The 15,965-nt window shown below is 59.2% G+C and carries 10 protein-coding genes; 3 read left to right on the top strand and 7 right to left on the bottom strand.

Annotated elements, in window-relative coordinates:
* Positions 1–92 precede the first annotated feature (92 nt).
* The 3 genes from E1286_RS27635 (at position 93) to E1286_RS27625 (ending at position 3,477) form a co-directional block, all read left to right on the top strand.
* The gene (locus E1286_RS27635; RefSeq protein WP_132616978.1) at positions 93–347 is read left to right on the top strand and encodes a hypothetical protein; all 255 of its coding nucleotides are present in this window, start codon (positions 93–95) and stop codon (positions 345–347) included.
* Between the two features lie 537 nt (positions 348–884).
* Positions 885–2,120 (top strand): ATP-binding protein, encoded by a 1,236-nt coding sequence (locus E1286_RS27630; RefSeq protein ID WP_132616976.1) that lies wholly within the window; start codon positions 885–887, stop codon positions 2,118–2,120.
* Positions 2,107–3,477 carry a DUF6414 family protein gene (locus E1286_RS27625; RefSeq protein WP_132616974.1) on the top strand — a complete coding sequence of 457 codons (1,371 nt, stop codon included), beginning with the start codon at positions 2,107–2,109 and terminating at the stop codon, positions 3,475–3,477. Before E1286_RS27630 ends, E1286_RS27625 begins: the two co-directional genes overlap by 14 nt.
* A gap of 2,219 nt (positions 3,478–5,696) precedes the next feature.
* Here E1286_RS27625 and E1286_RS27620 read toward each other — a convergent pair.
* The 7 genes from E1286_RS27620 to E1286_RS27590 all read right to left on the bottom strand — a co-directional run bounded on the left by E1286_RS27620 (position 5,697) and on the right by E1286_RS27590 (position 15,965).
* Positions 5,697–6,533 carry a phosphoadenosine phosphosulfate reductase family protein gene (locus E1286_RS27620; RefSeq protein ID WP_132616972.1) on the bottom strand — a complete coding sequence of 279 codons (837 nt, stop codon included), beginning with the start codon at positions 6,531–6,533 and terminating at the stop codon, positions 5,697–5,699.
* Positions 6,530–10,141: an ATP-binding protein gene (locus tag E1286_RS27615; RefSeq protein ID WP_132616982.1), complete on the bottom strand. Its 3,612-nt coding sequence runs from the start codon at positions 10,139–10,141 to the stop codon at positions 6,530–6,532. Before E1286_RS27615 ends, E1286_RS27620 begins: the two co-directional genes overlap by 4 nt.
* Positions 10,142–10,143: 2 nt before the next feature.
* Positions 10,144–11,268: a DUF4007 family protein gene (locus E1286_RS27610; protein ID WP_132616970.1), complete on the bottom strand. Its 1,125-nt coding sequence runs from the start codon at positions 11,266–11,268 to the stop codon at positions 10,144–10,146.
* Positions 11,269–11,321: 53 nt separating this feature from the next.
* Positions 11,322–12,497, bottom strand: coding sequence for a cysteine desulfurase family protein (locus tag E1286_RS27605; RefSeq protein WP_246075218.1), 1,176 nt, complete (start codon positions 12,495–12,497; stop codon positions 11,322–11,324).
* A 697-nt stretch (positions 12,498–13,194) separates the two neighbouring features.
* Entirely contained in the window at positions 13,195–13,605 is a 411-nt protein-coding gene (locus tag E1286_RS27600; protein ID WP_132616966.1) for a hypothetical protein, read from the bottom strand.
* The gene (locus E1286_RS27595) at positions 13,606–15,750 is read right to left on the bottom strand and encodes an AAA family ATPase (RefSeq protein ID WP_132616964.1); all 2,145 of its coding nucleotides are present in this window, start codon (positions 15,748–15,750) and stop codon (positions 13,606–13,608) included.
* The gene (locus E1286_RS27590; protein ID WP_132616962.1) at positions 15,750–15,965 is read right to left on the bottom strand and encodes a hypothetical protein; all 216 of its coding nucleotides are present in this window, start codon (positions 15,963–15,965) and stop codon (positions 15,750–15,752) included. Before E1286_RS27590 ends, E1286_RS27595 begins: the two co-directional genes overlap by 1 nt.

Below are 15,965 nucleotides of genomic sequence, written 5' to 3'. Positions count from 1 at the left end.
AGCGGCCAACGCCATCGATCACGTCCTGGCTTGGTCACACTTCCGGCGGCTTCATCAGACACGCGCTCTGATCAGCCACTACCGGCGACGCGGTGACCCATTCCCAGCGGACCTACGAATGTAGTACCGGCATCGAGAACGTCGAGATCCGCCTCCACCAAACGGTGCTCTACAACTCGATCTACCGCGCAGACGCCGAGTTGCTCGTCAACACCCACGCCTACGGCACACCCGCAGCTCAAGCGCCCGTCGTCCACCTCCGCACCATCGAACCCGAAGCAGCTGCGGCAACGTACCTGGCCAGCTTCGAACGCGTCTGGGCCAACGCAAAAGCATCGACGGAGTAGACCTGATCCGCCGGAATCCCCAAAGGCGCCAAGGGAAGAAGCGGGAGCACCGCAACCCTAAGGCTCTGACACCCTTCGGTTCGTCGTCAAGGTACTGCATGCCGCTGACTTCGCTGGCCGTGTTGGTTCGACGGCGGTTCCATCGCCTCGCCATGATCAGAAAGCAACTTCTCTGTACGTCATCAAGGCAGCCCGCCTGCGGCGGACTGCCGCGCGTCGGGCGGTCGCTGGCCGCGCTGCGGCTCTTCGGCCGGTCGCGGCCAGCGCCGCTCACGCGCACCTGGTCGTATTGCGGTCACCGGGCGACCGAGGCGAATTGCTCCGCGGCTCGTCCAGCGGTTTCCGGGTGTAAGACTGGGCCGCACCCGCTTCCCTGACCCTGCCCTCGGACAGCGAACCGCCTGTAGGCTTCCGCGGTAAGCAGCATTGCGACCGGTTCGGATAGGTCATCGTATAGTCCTGGCCTCTCATTCTCGGTCGTCCTCCTCTGAAGCTCGAAGCCCCGTGCATATCTCTTACAGCAGATAGCGAGTACGTATGGACATCGATGAAGGCGAGATTACAGAGAAGCGGGACGGGTTCCTGATCAAGGTGGTCTCGGTTCTGGAGGATGGACAGGCTTTTCTCGGCCGTACCACAAACGGAAACTCAGTGCGGTTGTCGCTGGGTGGGCCTGTCGATCTAGCGCGAGGTGATGTTGTCCTAGCTGGGGACGATTGGTGGGAACGTATGCCAGCAGACGCGTGGGCTGACGAGTCGCTGGTGGGCATAGTGCGCAGAATTCTCGACGATGGCATTGTTATTGAAGTGGGAACTGTGATGCGCCTCTTGCGGGGTGCCCCATCGCTGCCGGTTGTGTTGGGAAATACCGTCGAGTTTAACGAGATCGATGGTATTACTCGCATCATCAGCGACACTCCACTTAGATTCCGCAATGAGGGTGTCGACGATGAGAACCTTAAAGAATATCTCGTTGAACGCAATGAAAGCTCTCCGCTGACGTTTGAGTCGTTCGGTGGATATAGAGAAGTACGCAACAGGGCCGTAGAGCTCATAGAAACGCAGCTCAACAAGCGAGAAAATCTCCTGAAGATAGGGGCCCGCCCTATTAAGGGTGTACTATTTACGGGGCCGCCCGGGACTGGAAAGACGCATCTGGCTCGTATTATTGCTTCGGAGTCGAAGGCGGCTTTCTTCCTGGTTAGTGGGCCCTCGATTGTCAGTAAATGGCTAGGCGACAGTGAAGACACATTGCGTCGAATCTTTGCTGCAGCGGAGAGCGAACCGCGAGCGATCATCTTCTTTGATGAGATAGACAGTATCGCAGAAAAGCGCACAGACGACTCTCATGAAGCTTCCAAGCGGCTCGTTGCGCAGCTTCTAACATTGTTGGACGGATTCGATCAGAGATCGAGCAACGTTGTGGTAATTGCTGCCACAAATCGTATAGATAATGTGGACGAAGCCCTTCTGCGGCCTGGCCGTTTTGATTGGGAGATAGAGTTCGAGCTGCCGACCGTTGAGGATCGTCTTGAGATTCTTCAGGTAGACGCTGAGCGGAAACGCACTATCGGTAAGCTGCCGCTCCAGGACATTGCGGAAATGACGGAGGGATGGTCGGGGGCTCGCCTGGCATCGCTCTGGACTGAAGCGGCGCTTATAGCTGCTGGCGATGATCGCAGTTCGATTAGTGATGAAGACCTTGCTCAAGCATTCGAGCGTGTGAATCGGCGTCCGACACGCGAGGTTAAGGAAGGCAATGAGAAAGCTTAGCGAGTGGTGGAAGAAGCGGAGAGACCGCCGCAGGATGCAGAAGGCGGTCGAAGATATGCCATCCAAGGGCGTCCTGCGAGAGTTCGTTTATCTCGATGAAGTAAGCTTGCGAAGCCTGCTGGTCTCGCAGAGTGACACCATTCCGGAGCAGGTATCACGCTCTATCGCGCTGGCCGAGCAGGCTGAAATTACAGGGAAACTGTCAGGAGGAAATACGGCAGTAGCGAAGGCCGAGATAGGCTCTAAGTTTCAGACGAGCAATTCCAATACGGTGCAGACTTCCCGTAAAGCGGTCGTGCAGACACTCTTCAAAGAGCTCCGCGACCAGAGTAGGCTGGACTATGCGCTCGTAGTTAGAACTGAGAAGCCCGAGGTGCTTACTTCAGCAGAGGCGATCCGAGCTGTTAGCGAGCCGTCAACTGCCGTGCCGGCATCCAGTTTTGTGCGCGGAGCTCTCGTAGAGATCGAAGTGGAGTTGGAAGTCGACCCCATTTTCAAGCTCGGAACGCTTTTTACCGAGTACTCTGAAATGGTTGAGGAATTTCCTCGGATGATGGACCGCTCCGATCGGTCCACTCTCAATGAATTCCAGCCGGTACGGAAGGTTCTGGAGCGCTTTCTGACGGGTTTGATTCCGATCCGGGCAAAAGCCGTAAATTACTCCGTTGTGACTGTATCGGGACAAGAATATGTTGTTCATAACAGCGCTATTGCAGGCTTGGGATTGACGCCGCTCCCACTAGAAGTCGTGGGAGTAACGGAGCACCTTGGGTACTGGAAAGATATCCGTCGTGTCCTCTTCTCGTCGGGACGCTTTACGATACTCTGTCGAGTATCGCGAGACGGTATTCAGCGCAAATGGACGCCGGTGAAGCTCGCGGACCTATTCCGCGATGTTGCCCCCACGCTTGTGGATCAAATTAGTGCTTCTAGCAGAGCCGGAATTCTAGGACTTCGACAATCGCGGACCGGAGATAGCGAGCAGCAGGCGCTTGTTCGGGCTCTTACCATCTATCAGGAAAAACTATCACTAGCTGCGAGTGTTGAGCTAGATAGCGCTCGACAAGTTGAATTGGCAGCTGCAATAGTAGACGCTGGCACGGGGGAGATCTCCGCAGTAGCGCAGAAAAGCGCTTTCACGAGAGTGCGAGAAATCATCCAATGTGCAGCAAATAACAATTCCATCGTCGATGCGGAGACTGACCTCAGTCTGAGACAGGAGGCAAGAAGTGAAGGCGGCCTAACTGTTTTTAGTACCCTAGCGAGCCCTTCGCGGGAATCGCAGCCTTCCGTAGGCGACGACAACCAAGAGCGAGATCGTTTGCTTGATGTGGAAGTAGTGGCGATTTACTGGTAGGTCTGCAGTAAGGCGCTAGAGAAGACTTATCTTCGAAGAGCGCATCCCTCGTACGTAATGCGGGTCGTTGTACGCGCGGCCAACGACTGAGCTGAGGCCGTGACGATCGCTGACTGCGGTCCTCGCCGCTCAGGCTTGGGCGATCGCTGCCGCGACCCTCCTTCGTCGGGCCTTGCCACCGGGAAGGGTGGTGCTGCTGACGACAGCGCTGACGACAACGTCGGCCACCACAAGCGCACGATGGCAGCTCCACACCACTGCTGACCTCGGCCTGGAGCGTCGGAACCAGGACAGTCGGTCCGCCTGAAAAGCGGAAGGTCATGTGGAGAACTGTGGACGGCGGCAGTAGATGATCATCCCCAACGAAGTCCCGTTCCCGGACGATCTCCCACTGACGTCCCGACATAGAGTGGCTGAGGACGGCTACGTCGACAGTTAGGAGTTCAGAAACTATAAGTTCCTTAGGTTGGCCGAAACTATAAAGTCCGGCGGGTCGGGCCAGAGTGGGCGCGGCCCACCTTCCATCGCGTTAGAAGAGTCGCATACGGCCCGAGGTTCGAACCGAAGAATGCGAACGCGCGGAAGATGCCCAACCATCTGGGACTTTAGTTCTTCGATCATTTCGATGGATGTTAGGTTATCTTGTCGGATCGGCTCATTCTCCCACTCTGTCGAGGAGAGGTCGAGGTCGACTATTAGAGAAGGAACCTCTTCAAGAAAGGGTCCCAATGCCCGTAGGTCCCTTACCAGCCTCTGCAGCACCGCGACGTCTTGCTTGACTACCACTAGTCGCGGAAGAGCTGGATAGAGATTCGAAGGCTCAAGCAAAGCGTCATCCAATCGAAGCTGCGTTTGGGTCCTCACTAGATCCAAGGGTGTGCTGAGAACAATGGCCAGGCGGTATCCAGCATCCAGGGCTCGTGCTATGACTCCGGCGGCAATTGTGGTTTTTCCTGACTGCAGTCCGGCAACTATAACTCCGCTTGATCGGTACGCCATGGCTGTTGCTGGGGTGCCAAGACATCCAACTGCGCGCGCGGTGACCGCTTCCAACTTGGCAAGAGTCGATGCCGGCCAACCCTGTGCTGCGAGGGATTCTGCAAGGGCAGGCCAGCGTTCCTTCTCTTCGCGTATCGTAATGCCGGAGCGGCTCCCCTTCGCGCGCCGCAGCTCCTCCCTGGCAGCTCGAAGATCTTGCTCGAGTAGCTGGCATAGCGCAGATAGTCCATTGCGCTCCTCCAGCGCACGACGGTGCAGCCGCGCCACTTCCTCAAGCTCCGTAGCGTTCATCCTGCGCTTCTTGCTGACTTCATTGATGAGAGTTTCGACGAAATTCCAAGGCGCCAGACGTTCGCCCCGTAGGTATCGACTAATGCCCGAGTGATCTCTGTATACAGCCGCGCTGAACTGACGTTGAGACACGCCGAGCTCATTGAACAAGAGGCTCAGCCTCTGAGAAAGATCACCAAGTGCAGACTCGCCCACCCCGCGGGCGCGCATTCGTCGTTCGCTTGACATGTTGCCAGAAGTATTCACATGGCTAGTCCTATCCCGCCTAGAGGCGCTTCGAAGGGGTGTTGCGCCCAGGCGTCAACACGTTGCTGGACGCGCAACGCCACGCCTGGTTGCCATCCTGAGGCAACGGCCACCGAAGGGGAGCAACGCTATGTGGAAGCAGCTCATCAGACCAGCAGTGAAAAGTTCGGTGCGTAAGATCAGGAGCCTCAAGACGCACATACGCACCATGGTGAAGATCTCGCTTGAGGCGGCAGGACAGGGAGTCGTGTTCGGACTCGCCAGCACGATCGGCAGTAGCATCGGCTCAGCGATCATGTGGTGGCTGCATAGCCGCTAGTTTCATCGATCCGATTCAAGACAGACGAACACACTGCATAGGTTCAGTCCGTTGGATTTAGCAGCTCCGCCTTGTGAACCGCCCCGACTTTCATGGAGTCTCCACCGAAGCCGGGGCGATTCACTTGGATTGCGGCCACGAACGTTCCCAATGGGGTTGGCAAAATGATCGGCTAGGCCGTATGAGGATGCCAAGTGGCTACGGCCCAGAAGTGCCGGCTGTGGATGCTGCCACACTCAGTTGATCCCTTTCTGGAACACATCCCAGCCCGGAAGTGGCGAACTTACCTCAAAGCGCTTAGGGTCTAGTCTTCTGCGGCCCTTCCTACCTGGATAGGAGCAGGAAGGGCGAGGGATACTTCTAGTCAAAGATGACAGACAGCGCATCCGACCTGGTCGTCGTCCTCATCGTGCGCGTCGGAGAGGATCTCGAGAAGGGGGCGATTCGGCTTGATGCGTCGCGCAGCACGTTCCATCGCGTCGCGGTGCTTGGCCTCGATCTCTTGACGCCGCGCGATGAGCTCATCGAGCGACTCGCCCTGCGACCAGGTGTACTTACGCCCTTTCATTGCTGTCTGCTGGTAATTGACCTTCTCCTCGTAGGCGACGGCCTTCTCGAACAGCTCCGGATGGCGATCCATGAGCCCGACCCATTCGTGCTTTCGCTGAAAGAAGCAGAAGTAGCAGCCGGAGCGGGTACGCCATTCGTAGTAGGCTGGCAGGCCGATGCCGGCCTCGTCAAGGATCCGGTCGACACCTGCCCTGTCGATGCCGTCTTCGCGGAAGGGGAAGACGGCGGTGATGTTGGGCTTGGTGCTGACGTAGCCGAGGCGGTTCTCATCCGCGCGGATGGCTACGTAGGAGATGACCTCGTCATCGCCGACCCAAGCCTCTAGCGGCTTGATCTTGAGGTTCTTGGTGCACCAGCGCATCTGAGGGCTTGGGAGGGTCCCTTGGTAGACCTCTAGCCAGTGATCGAAATCGCGGCTGGAGTTGAGCCGTTCGATCGGTTTGCCAAGCGCAGCTTCGAGCCGGTTAAGGTACTCGTAGGTCTCGGGTAGCTCGGCGCCGGTATCGCAGAAGAAATACTCCATTTCGGGGACCCGGTCGCGCATGTAGATGGCCAGGGCTGAGGAGTCCTTCCCTCCAGAGATCCCCAGCACATGCCGAGTCCCTCTGCCAGAGTCGTTAGCCTTGGTCACAGCTTCTCCTCCCCCTGGGGGTCGTGGTCAGAGTCCGTCGCGGTGAGACGCTCGGCTAGGGCGGCAAGCAAGATGCGCGCACCGCCAGGCCCTAGCTCTTTCTCAGCTTGCCTTATGACACCGACAACCAGAGTCTCGGCAGTGTTCCTGACCTTCTTGGGCACATGGATGAGCGTGCGTACTTCTGTCCCTTGAGGTGTGGTGAGTGTCAGCAGGTGGGTGTCGATCTGCTTCGGTTCGGGCGCACGAGTCTGAGGTGCTGGTACCTCCTGCCCCTGATAGAGGTGGCCGACGCGGTCAAGTCGACGGGCCATCTCTTTGACGCGCGGGTAGAAGCTGTCGACGTCCTGGTCGGTCCAGTCGCCGAGCGCCTTATTGGTGAGGCGAATGATGATCGGATCGAGCCAGTCCTCATTCGGCAGGCTGGTGTTGAGGACGCGGGAGACGAACCCTTGCAGATCAAGCTCGAGGCTGGCGTCAGCGAAGCCGCTGAGTGCCTCGGCGAGCCCTGACCGCAGTTGGGTCAGGTCCCCGGCGATACCGAACGCCTGGCCTATCGCGGCTATGACGTCTCGCCGCAGTGCTGTGCTGGCTCCGGAGATGGCGTCCAGGGCGTTGGTAACCCGAGTGACATACGACTCGGCGGCCTGCTCGTCCTTAGTCGCATTGGCAGGAATAGCATCAAGCCCTAGTGCCTGTGGCAGGCCAGTGAAAACCAATTGGTCGGGGTCGGTTGCCTCGGAAAGGACTTTTCGTACCTCCAGCGCCTCCGGAGTGAGGCGCTTGGTGTGGAGCGCGTAGGGAGTAAGCACCATGACGCGCTCGAGCATGGCCCGGGTCACTGCCAGCAGTGCCGGGTTGCGGGCGGTGCGAGAACGGGGAGCATCCACGTTGAGTGCCGCAGCAAGGCGCTCAACAACCAGGCTGCGCTGCCCTTCACCGATGGGTACGGCCTTGACCGTGAACCGGTCGGGCCCCGTATCAGCAAGCAGGCGTTCGATGATCTCCGGGTTGAGCCGCGGACAATAGTTTCCCTCTTCGAACAGCGCGACGTCGGAGCTGCGGAGAATCAGTGCAGCGACCATCAGGATCGGGACAACGCCGGCCTTGATGCCGAAGGGCGGCGCCATGAGCTGCTCATAGATGTCGACAATCGGGGTGGGCTGAGTGGCATCGGTGAGTGCCTGCTCTAGTCGCTCCCAGGTCGGGATGACCTCTGGATGTTTCTTCGGATCCGGCCGGGAGACACCGTGGGTAGCGATGGTCTGGGCCTGTATCGCCTGGCCTACCTCCTTGGCAGCACGGTGCAGGCCCATGTACTCCACGACGCCGTGGTACATGGCCCGTTCTTGCGAGTACTTGGTGGTGTCATATCCCAGCACCGCCAGCCCCGTGTTCGTCACCAAGTCGGATAGAAGGACACGTCGTGCACGCGCGCCGTTGCTGGTGAGCTCATGACGGCCCGCCATCTCGTTCCGGATGTGCGGTGTCTGCGAGTAAACCCGGTCGCAGGCAGCCGACACCAACGCACCGTAGCTGCGGGCCTCGATGGGCTCGCTCCGTTCGGAATGAGTGTCCTGCCCGCTTTGCCACAGGTACCAGGAGGACTCTTCGCTCTGCGGGTTGAACGCCTCGTCTAGCTGGGTTCCCAGCTCTTGTGAAATTTCCGCGATGCGTTCTTCGATCTCGCGTCCTGCCACGAGATCGATGTCGTCTTGGTGTCGGAGGTCTTCGAGGGCCCTGAGGGTGATCCCTGCATCAAGGATGGCGGCAGGGTCTTTCGTGGTTCCGATAAGTACGGGCAATGGGGAGTTGACCAGTGGCCGTGTACTGGGCTCTCCAAGATGGAAAATGATCATTCCGTCGGCCGCGTCACTCACGACACTAGGACCGTCGAGTTTGTCGGCCTGGAGACTGATGGCGGTGCGGAAGTACCGCAACATCCCGGTGCGCTGCATGTGCGCTCCAGCGACCACCTCCCTGGGCAGAACCGTTCCGAGATGCTCGCCTAGGTGGTCGACAACGTGACTGGGGGCAACGTGGACGGCGATTTCTTTGACACGGGCCTCGATATCGACGTTGGTTCCCTGCCAGATCCGGTACTCATTGCTGTAGGTCCGGTGGGTGAGGAACCCGGTTTCGACGAGGTGTTGCAGCCGCTGCTGCAGCATCTCGAATCGCTCAGGATCCGCGGCGTTGCTCGGATCGTTCATGGCGAACTGGATCATCGCCGGGGTTGCCCGCAGAACGCCGTCGACATCGATGAGGTTCAGAATGCCGATCGTCTTGAGGATGTCTCGGTCCTCGGGGGGAAGCCCGTGGGCTTCGTTGAGCCGGTTGTCGACCTCCAGCCAGCGGCTGGCGTTGGACGAGGCCAGGATGGTGGTTCGACCGGAGGCGAAGAAATAGTCATACAGCTGGGGCAGCCGGATGGTGGAGGCCCGCTCCGGTGCGGAGCTCGAGGCACCATCGATGGTGCGGCGGACCGTGTTGGGCTCGTCGTTGGTGAGGAACCCGACGAGGCTACGGTCGTGCTGACCGATCTGGAAGGCAAGGAGAGGTGCCGCCACGGCGGTAAGGGGATGCAAGGGGTAGAGGCTGGCGAGCATCTCCGGAGAGATACGGACCACAGAATCCAGTCCGTGCTCAGTCCAGGCTTTGGCAGCCGCTTCCGCCTGGTCGCGGATGAGCTGCTGGCCGGCTTCGGCGACGGCCGACTGATCGAGGCGTCTTTGCAGGAGGTGGACGGCATCGCCGAAATTCGGCGTGAACGTGATGTCTTCGAAGCGGCCTTGGACCTTGGCCCATTCCTTGGTCTGGATCAGGCTGGATCGCGCTGCATAGTCGCTGAAGGCCAGGTGCTGCAGGGTGAAGATGAACAGCGGAAGTCCTGACCGCCCCGCGCCCTTCTCTGCGAGCATCTGCAGCAGAAACACATCGTTCTCGGCGCTACCAGAGTCGCCCGAGGCGGCGAGGTATTCCAGTGACTTGCCGAACTCATCGAGAATCAGCAGAACTGGGTGGCCGGTGTCACATAGTGCGGTGAGCGCGTCCAGGAGGCTCTCGGTCGTAGGGACTTCACGCTCCGCACAGGCACGGAGAGCTTGTTCCACTGCCTTCGGTGGCCGTTTCCCCCACCTGCGTTCCACCGCGGTCGCCAGCGCTCGGTGCACGGTAGCGGCCAGGGGTTCGCGTCGTGCGGTCGCTACGGCGCCCAGGAACCCCTCTTCGGCACGTTCATGACGTGCCTGCTCCATTCGCGCAGCGAGGCCTGGGCTTGTAGCCTCCACGGCTTGCCGAGCTTCATCCTGCCGATCCGTGTCGTGGCCCAAGAAAGCGTCGAGCAGGTTGGACAGGGTCGACTTTCCTGAGCCGTAGGGGCCGGTGAAGGACCATGCACGTGTCCGCTTGAGATCTGCCACCGCGTTAGCGACACGATCCAGAACGTCCAGCGCCCTGGCTCCCACATAGGGAGAGTTCAAGTGTGGATCGCGGACATCGCGCTCAAGGTTGGTGGAACGTAGTTCCGACCCGACCAGCGTGATGCCGGCGGGAAGCTGAGCGGTGGCTGGGTCCTCACGGGTGCCATGAAGGGGGTTAGTGGCCATGGTCACACCTGCTCCTCGGTCAATTCCAGAACTTCGGGCTGCTCTGACTGCTGTTCACGTTTGCGGCCCTTACTGACGTGCTGCAGACCGGGAAAGCGCTGTTTCCACTCCTCAGGGGTCGGAAGGTCGACTTGGCGACGAATATCTCCATAGTGCCGATCCAGGATGTCCCAGGCCAACTGCTGAGGATCTACGGCAAAGGACAAGCTCCGCTGGCCCAGCGAGTCGGTGATCTGCAGATCATCCTGATCCGTGACGAGCGGTTCTATAACCTTGATGAGCTCGGGTTCCCGCATGCGGAAGGCGCGCCCGGGAGCGCCTGGCTCGTTCGCGAGCCGGGCCAGAGAGATTGAATTGCCCCCGGTGACGTGCGAGGCGTAGTCAAGGCATGCGTAGAGCAGCACCGCTGCTGGCAGATTGACCCGGGATCGGGTGGTGAACCGCCAGACGCGGCTCTTGCCCTTGCCCTGCCCTTCCAGCAAACCAAGCTCCCGGAACGGGCTCATCAGCTGATCTTCAAAGCTGCCCTGCGACTGCGAATTGGGCTCTAGGTCGAGGGCGTACATCTTGATGAGGCAGTCCACGTCCCGCTTGATCGACTCTGCGGCCGGCACAGCGTTCTCGGGATAGCTCTCGTGCACATGCCGGGTGATCAGCGTGATCATCTCTGCGGTTGTGACCTTGGAGAACGGCGCCAAGTGGAACATCACGTACCAGCTGGGCACCATGCACTTGGCCCCCTGCTCCCCTGGTTCACTGGACAGCAGCCACCAATGCAGCAACCACAGACTTCCGGTGTCCTCCAAATAAGGGTCCGCGCCGTTCTTACCGAGCAGCCACTCCGCCCTCCAAGTCGGAGAGGCGATATAGGCCCGATTGGAGGGGTCTCGGTGTGGGTGTTCCCGGGTGAGCTTAAACGCCTGCGACCAGAACCGGATAGCGTTCACCATGTTCCGGCCGACGCCCAGCAGCACAGGCGCGTTCTCACGGTGGAAGATGTCGCTGCCGCCCTCGCCGTCCCGAACAATCTCGGTGTGAGCCTTGTAGAGCCAGCCATAGCGAGGAGCGAATGTTTCGTGCCGGGCGAATTTCGGCTCTGTCGCTTCTGCCAGCCGGCTGTCGGACATGCGCTGGGACCTTTCGGTGGGTGGTAGGGCTAGTTCCGCTTGATGGCGGATGATTAGGGCTTCGCGGTAGATGCCATGGCCGCTCGAACGTCTGCGACAGCGCGGGCAGTGGCCGCTATGGCCCGTTCGATGTCGTTTTCGGTAGTGGCATAGCCCAGGGAGAATCGCAGCGTCGAGTCAGCGTCCTGTCGGCTTAGCCCCATCGCCATCAACACGTGGCTCGGAGTTGGAGCACCCGAGGCACAGGCGCTGCCGTCAGAGGCGGCGATCTCCGGCATCGCGGCCAGAACCGCATCCGCGGGAACCCCTGGAAAGGTGACACTCGCGACACCAGGCAGCCGGGCTGAGCGGTCACCATTAATGCGGCAGTCGCGTAGGCGCGACCTCAATCCGTCCTCAAGTACATGACGCAGTCTGGCGATACGAGCGGCTTCGTCGTGCAGTCGAGTTCGAGCTGCCTCGGCGGCAGCACCCAGACCGGCAATGCCGGGTACGTTTAGTGTGCCTGCGCGCCAACCTCGCTCCTGACCACCTCCGATCAGAAGGGGGCGGTGAGGCATAGATATGCCGCGACGGACAAAAAGTGCACCAATCCCCTGCGGAGCTCCAAATTTGTGACCAGACAGTGACAGCATGTCGACATCAAGTTCGTTCAGATCCAGCGGAAGGCGACCGACATACTGAGTTGCATCGCTGTGCACGAGCGCCCCTGCCTCATGCGCCAGCTTGATAATGGGCCCAAGGTCGGTTAGGACGCCTGTCTCATTGTTAGCCAGCATTGCCGAGACGATCGCCACCTTGCCCTGACGGCACGCCACTTCCAAAGGTGCCAACTTGACGGCGCCATGTCGGTCCACCGGCAGCTCCACCAGCGTGCCAGCGCCATCCGCAGTGACGGCGCGGGCCACCTCCAGAATCGCAGGATGCTCAACAGCAGTAGTGACAAGAGTCTGACCGCTCGCATAGCCCGCACGGAGCGCTAGGTTGTTCGCCTCTGTCGCGCCAGACGTGAAGATGAGTTCGCCGGGCGTACAGCCGAGCAGGCGGGCAAGTCGTTGACGGGCAAGATCGACGCGCGATGCCGCATCACGGCCTGCCATGTGGACACTGGAAGCGTTGCCGACGCTTCCCAAAGAGTCCAACATGGCTTCGAGCGCCTCCTGACGCAGAGGAGCCGTGGCATTGTAGTCGAGATACACCACTTCCGCACGATCAGTATCAGTCGACACGTTCAGCTCCCAACGCCGGCACGCCTTCCCCTCGTGACTCCTGGCGACGAGGTTCGCAGGCGACTCTCGCCTCGCCAGGAGTGCACTGAGATACTAGCTAACCCCTCCGACATCATGGGCTGTCTCGCGGATAACGAAGTAAATCCCTAGGGCAATCCGGCTTCTCGCCCGCGACCGGCCACTACATGGCGCTTCTTCCACCACAGCGCATCCGGTGGCTCAGCAGGCCGGCTCAGCAGGCCGGCTCAGCAGGCCGGCTCAGAGGTAGATCGGCAATCGACCATGGTTGTCATGACAACCTGACTATCCTAGACCTCCCTGAGACCAAGACTGCCGCTGGATCATGCCTAACCACAGGGACGAGAAGCTGACGCACAGGTGGAGCGATGCACAATTAATCGCGACTTGACACACCTCGGGGAACGATCGGCACAAGCTGGCGTTGCCGCTTAACCAGATGCGTCAAGATCGCCTCAAGCTTGGCTGTCAGGCGCTCCACGGTCTCTCCGAGACGCTCATACCAGACCATCAGTTGCGAACCCGGAATTCTACGAGTTTTTCCCTGCAGCCCATAGCTTCACGTGCGCATCTACGCCGACATGCGTTTCCACCCTACGCACTCGCCCCGACGGCGGACGAAGATCTCACGTGCTTCTGTCAGCCCCAACCCATATGCATGCGCCCAAGGCCTTTCCGCTTATAGCGTCGTCATATCAAGAAAATTCATCAGAGCCAACGTAGGTTCGTTCTGCCCTGTCAGCGCGTTGACCAGAACCTCAAGGCCGTAGTTCGCGTGCTCCGTGGCTACTTGCACGACCTCACGAGGACGGGTAAGGATCTCCTCGCCATGCAAGCCGAGGGCGATCAGTTCCAGATGAACTATTCGCCAAGGATCGCTGCTCAGGATTGTGCCATCCATGAACTTGGTACGCTTTTCCGGCAGGGGTCGCTTTTCCTTGTGTCGGATACCAAGGCAAAATGCGATCCACCAGGCATCGACCTGGCGAGGAAACGGCTGGCCCTGCCCCACATGCTCACGAATTACTCGATGAGAGTCCTCAGGCATGTACAGGTCAATGGCGGCGTATCGATTGATGATATCTGCCATTCAGATCGCTGCCTCCATATTACGAAACGCAAGCCCATGCGCATTATCGATGTTGCGTGCGCAAATTCGGCATGCCTGTTCATGCGTGCAGGAACACGCTCGGACTTCCGGTTCTTCCCCGGGCCACTCGTACACAAGGTCAGTGGGGTAGTCCTTGCTACACGAGATCGTCGCGAACGCGCCGGCATGCTGGCTCAGTAGCTCACCGACCTCCATGATCTCGGACCGGGTCAGAAGGAGGATGACCTGGTACGGCGGCTGGTCGCCGGTTGGAGGATGAGTGATGGTATTAACCATCCGCTGCTTCACTCCTCCTGAAACCATACCTAGAGGTGTGTCGATCAGGCGTGGCGCGGTAATCCCAGCAACCTCCATAAGCGACCAGATGAAGGCGAGGGTTAGTGCACGCTGCGATGCACCATTTAGCTCATAGTCTGTATCAAGGTTCGTCCCATGCTGGCTCTCGACCACGATATCGAACTTCTCCGTGATAGAGACGCCTCGGAAAACGCCGAGCTGGGCGTCCGGTTCGGCACCGACGATCGACAGGAAAATCTCCTGCAGGCGAGCAGACACCATCTGCACGTACTCGCCTTCAAGTCGGCGCTGAACTCGTTCTGCTAGAGATCGCAGCTCCTCGGCCACATCACGCTTGATGATGAGATCCCGGTTGGCCTTGTTCTTTTGCGTGACTTTAGCGAGTTCTTGCTCGCGCTCTCCAAGCTGGGTTTCAAGGGAGCTTATGCGCTCCTCGATACGCCCTAGCTCGAGAACTCCATCACCGATCTTCTTGCCCACAGCTGCAAGTTCATCAGTGAGGGTGCGCACACGGGTGTCATCGATCAGCCTGCGTTTAGTCTCGGCCTGCTTTAGCTCCACATCGGCACGTGACAGATCATCCCGTGCTGCCGTATATGCCACAAGCGTCGCCTCGCGCCTAGCAGCGAAGGTTTCATTGTCCGTAGCAGCAACGGCGAGACCTCGCGCGTCATAGCGCAACTCCGTCAGACGTTGAGCCATTTCAGAGTTCTCGCGCTGCTCGTCAAGCAGGTGCTGAACGTGGTCCCTCAGGACGGAACCAAGACGCAGATCTCCGCCGCAGATGCACTCGCCGTCTTCCAGCCGGTCTTCGAGGATCTTCAGGGACGTGTTCGGAATCACACGCCGGTCGGCGAGTTCTTCAAGTTTCGCCCGACCCTGATCGACACTTGTTGCTGCAAGCGCCAAGGACAGTGCCTGACTCTTGAAAGCAGTCCGCATATCAGCAAGGGCTGCTTCCACTCGCTTGCGACACCCCTCAATGCGCTTCTTGAGCGCATTGATTTGCGTATTCAGTTCGTCGAGATCGCCGATGCCACGCAGCTGGTTAAGTTCACGATTCCACTCGTGCTGCTGAGCTTCCATCGATTTCTGGCGGGTTTCGAGATTTGCGCGTTTTTCCTCTTGCTCAGTAATCTGGCGGCGGAGGTTCTCGCACATGTTCTCCAGTTCTTCAGCGTCCTTGCCGCTCTCCGCGGACACTCGGCGTTTAATGTTTCCGTGAACATATTTCAGGTCGGCAACCGAAGACGTCAACTGATCGATGCCAAGGAGCTCTCGAATTGCCTGATGAACTTTGCTCTGCCGCTCATGCGAATGGACACGGCCAGAGATGAACTTTTGGATGTCGTCGCCGTTTGTAAAGAAGAGGTCCGACAGACGCTGCGGAATTAGCCGCTCGATCCAGGCTTCCGCAGGATTTACTGGCTTGTCGCCCTCTGGGGTGAGCCGGAATAGGGTGACTTGGTCTCGTGCCCGCCGCGGAGGAGTATCGGCCATCGGGGTCTCTAGAACCATACGACGCAGGCGGTACTCACTACTCGTGCCTAGATCATCCGTATGCTCGAAAACGATCTCTACCTCAACGCTTACAGGTACGCCAGGAGGGCAGAACGTAGAGGTAAGGCGCGGTGTGTCGACGTTTGCAATCTTGGTCAATCCCTGCATTCCATACAGGCCCCATAGCATGGCGTACAACAAAGTCGTCTTCCCAGAGCCATTCTCACCGCGAATGACTGTAAGGGGTTTGGCAGGGTCGGCAGAGAAGTGAATCGTAACGTCACGCATCAGCTTGAAGCGGACGATGCGCACGGACTTGATGAGCATTAGCCTTCTCCGCCCTTGGCGATGACCGTCGATCGACCGAGTACTTCAACTACCTTGGTTACCTCTTCTCGACGCTGAGTGGTGTGTTCTTTTGACTGCAAGCCGACCACGTCATCGAGAGCTTTCACCAGCGCTGCTCTGTATCCAGGATAACGCTCTTCTACCGCGCACACCTCTTGCTTGGCTACATCATTGATGCGGGGGGTGACTGCCAT

Origin of the sequence: Nonomuraea terrae (assembly GCF_004348995.1) — a bacterium.
Lineage (GTDB): Bacteria > Actinomycetota > Actinomycetes > Streptosporangiales > Streptosporangiaceae > Nonomuraea > Nonomuraea terrae.
The sequence above is the reverse complement of the archived record's forward strand: the minus strand, read 5'-3'. Positions and strand labels throughout refer to the sequence as shown.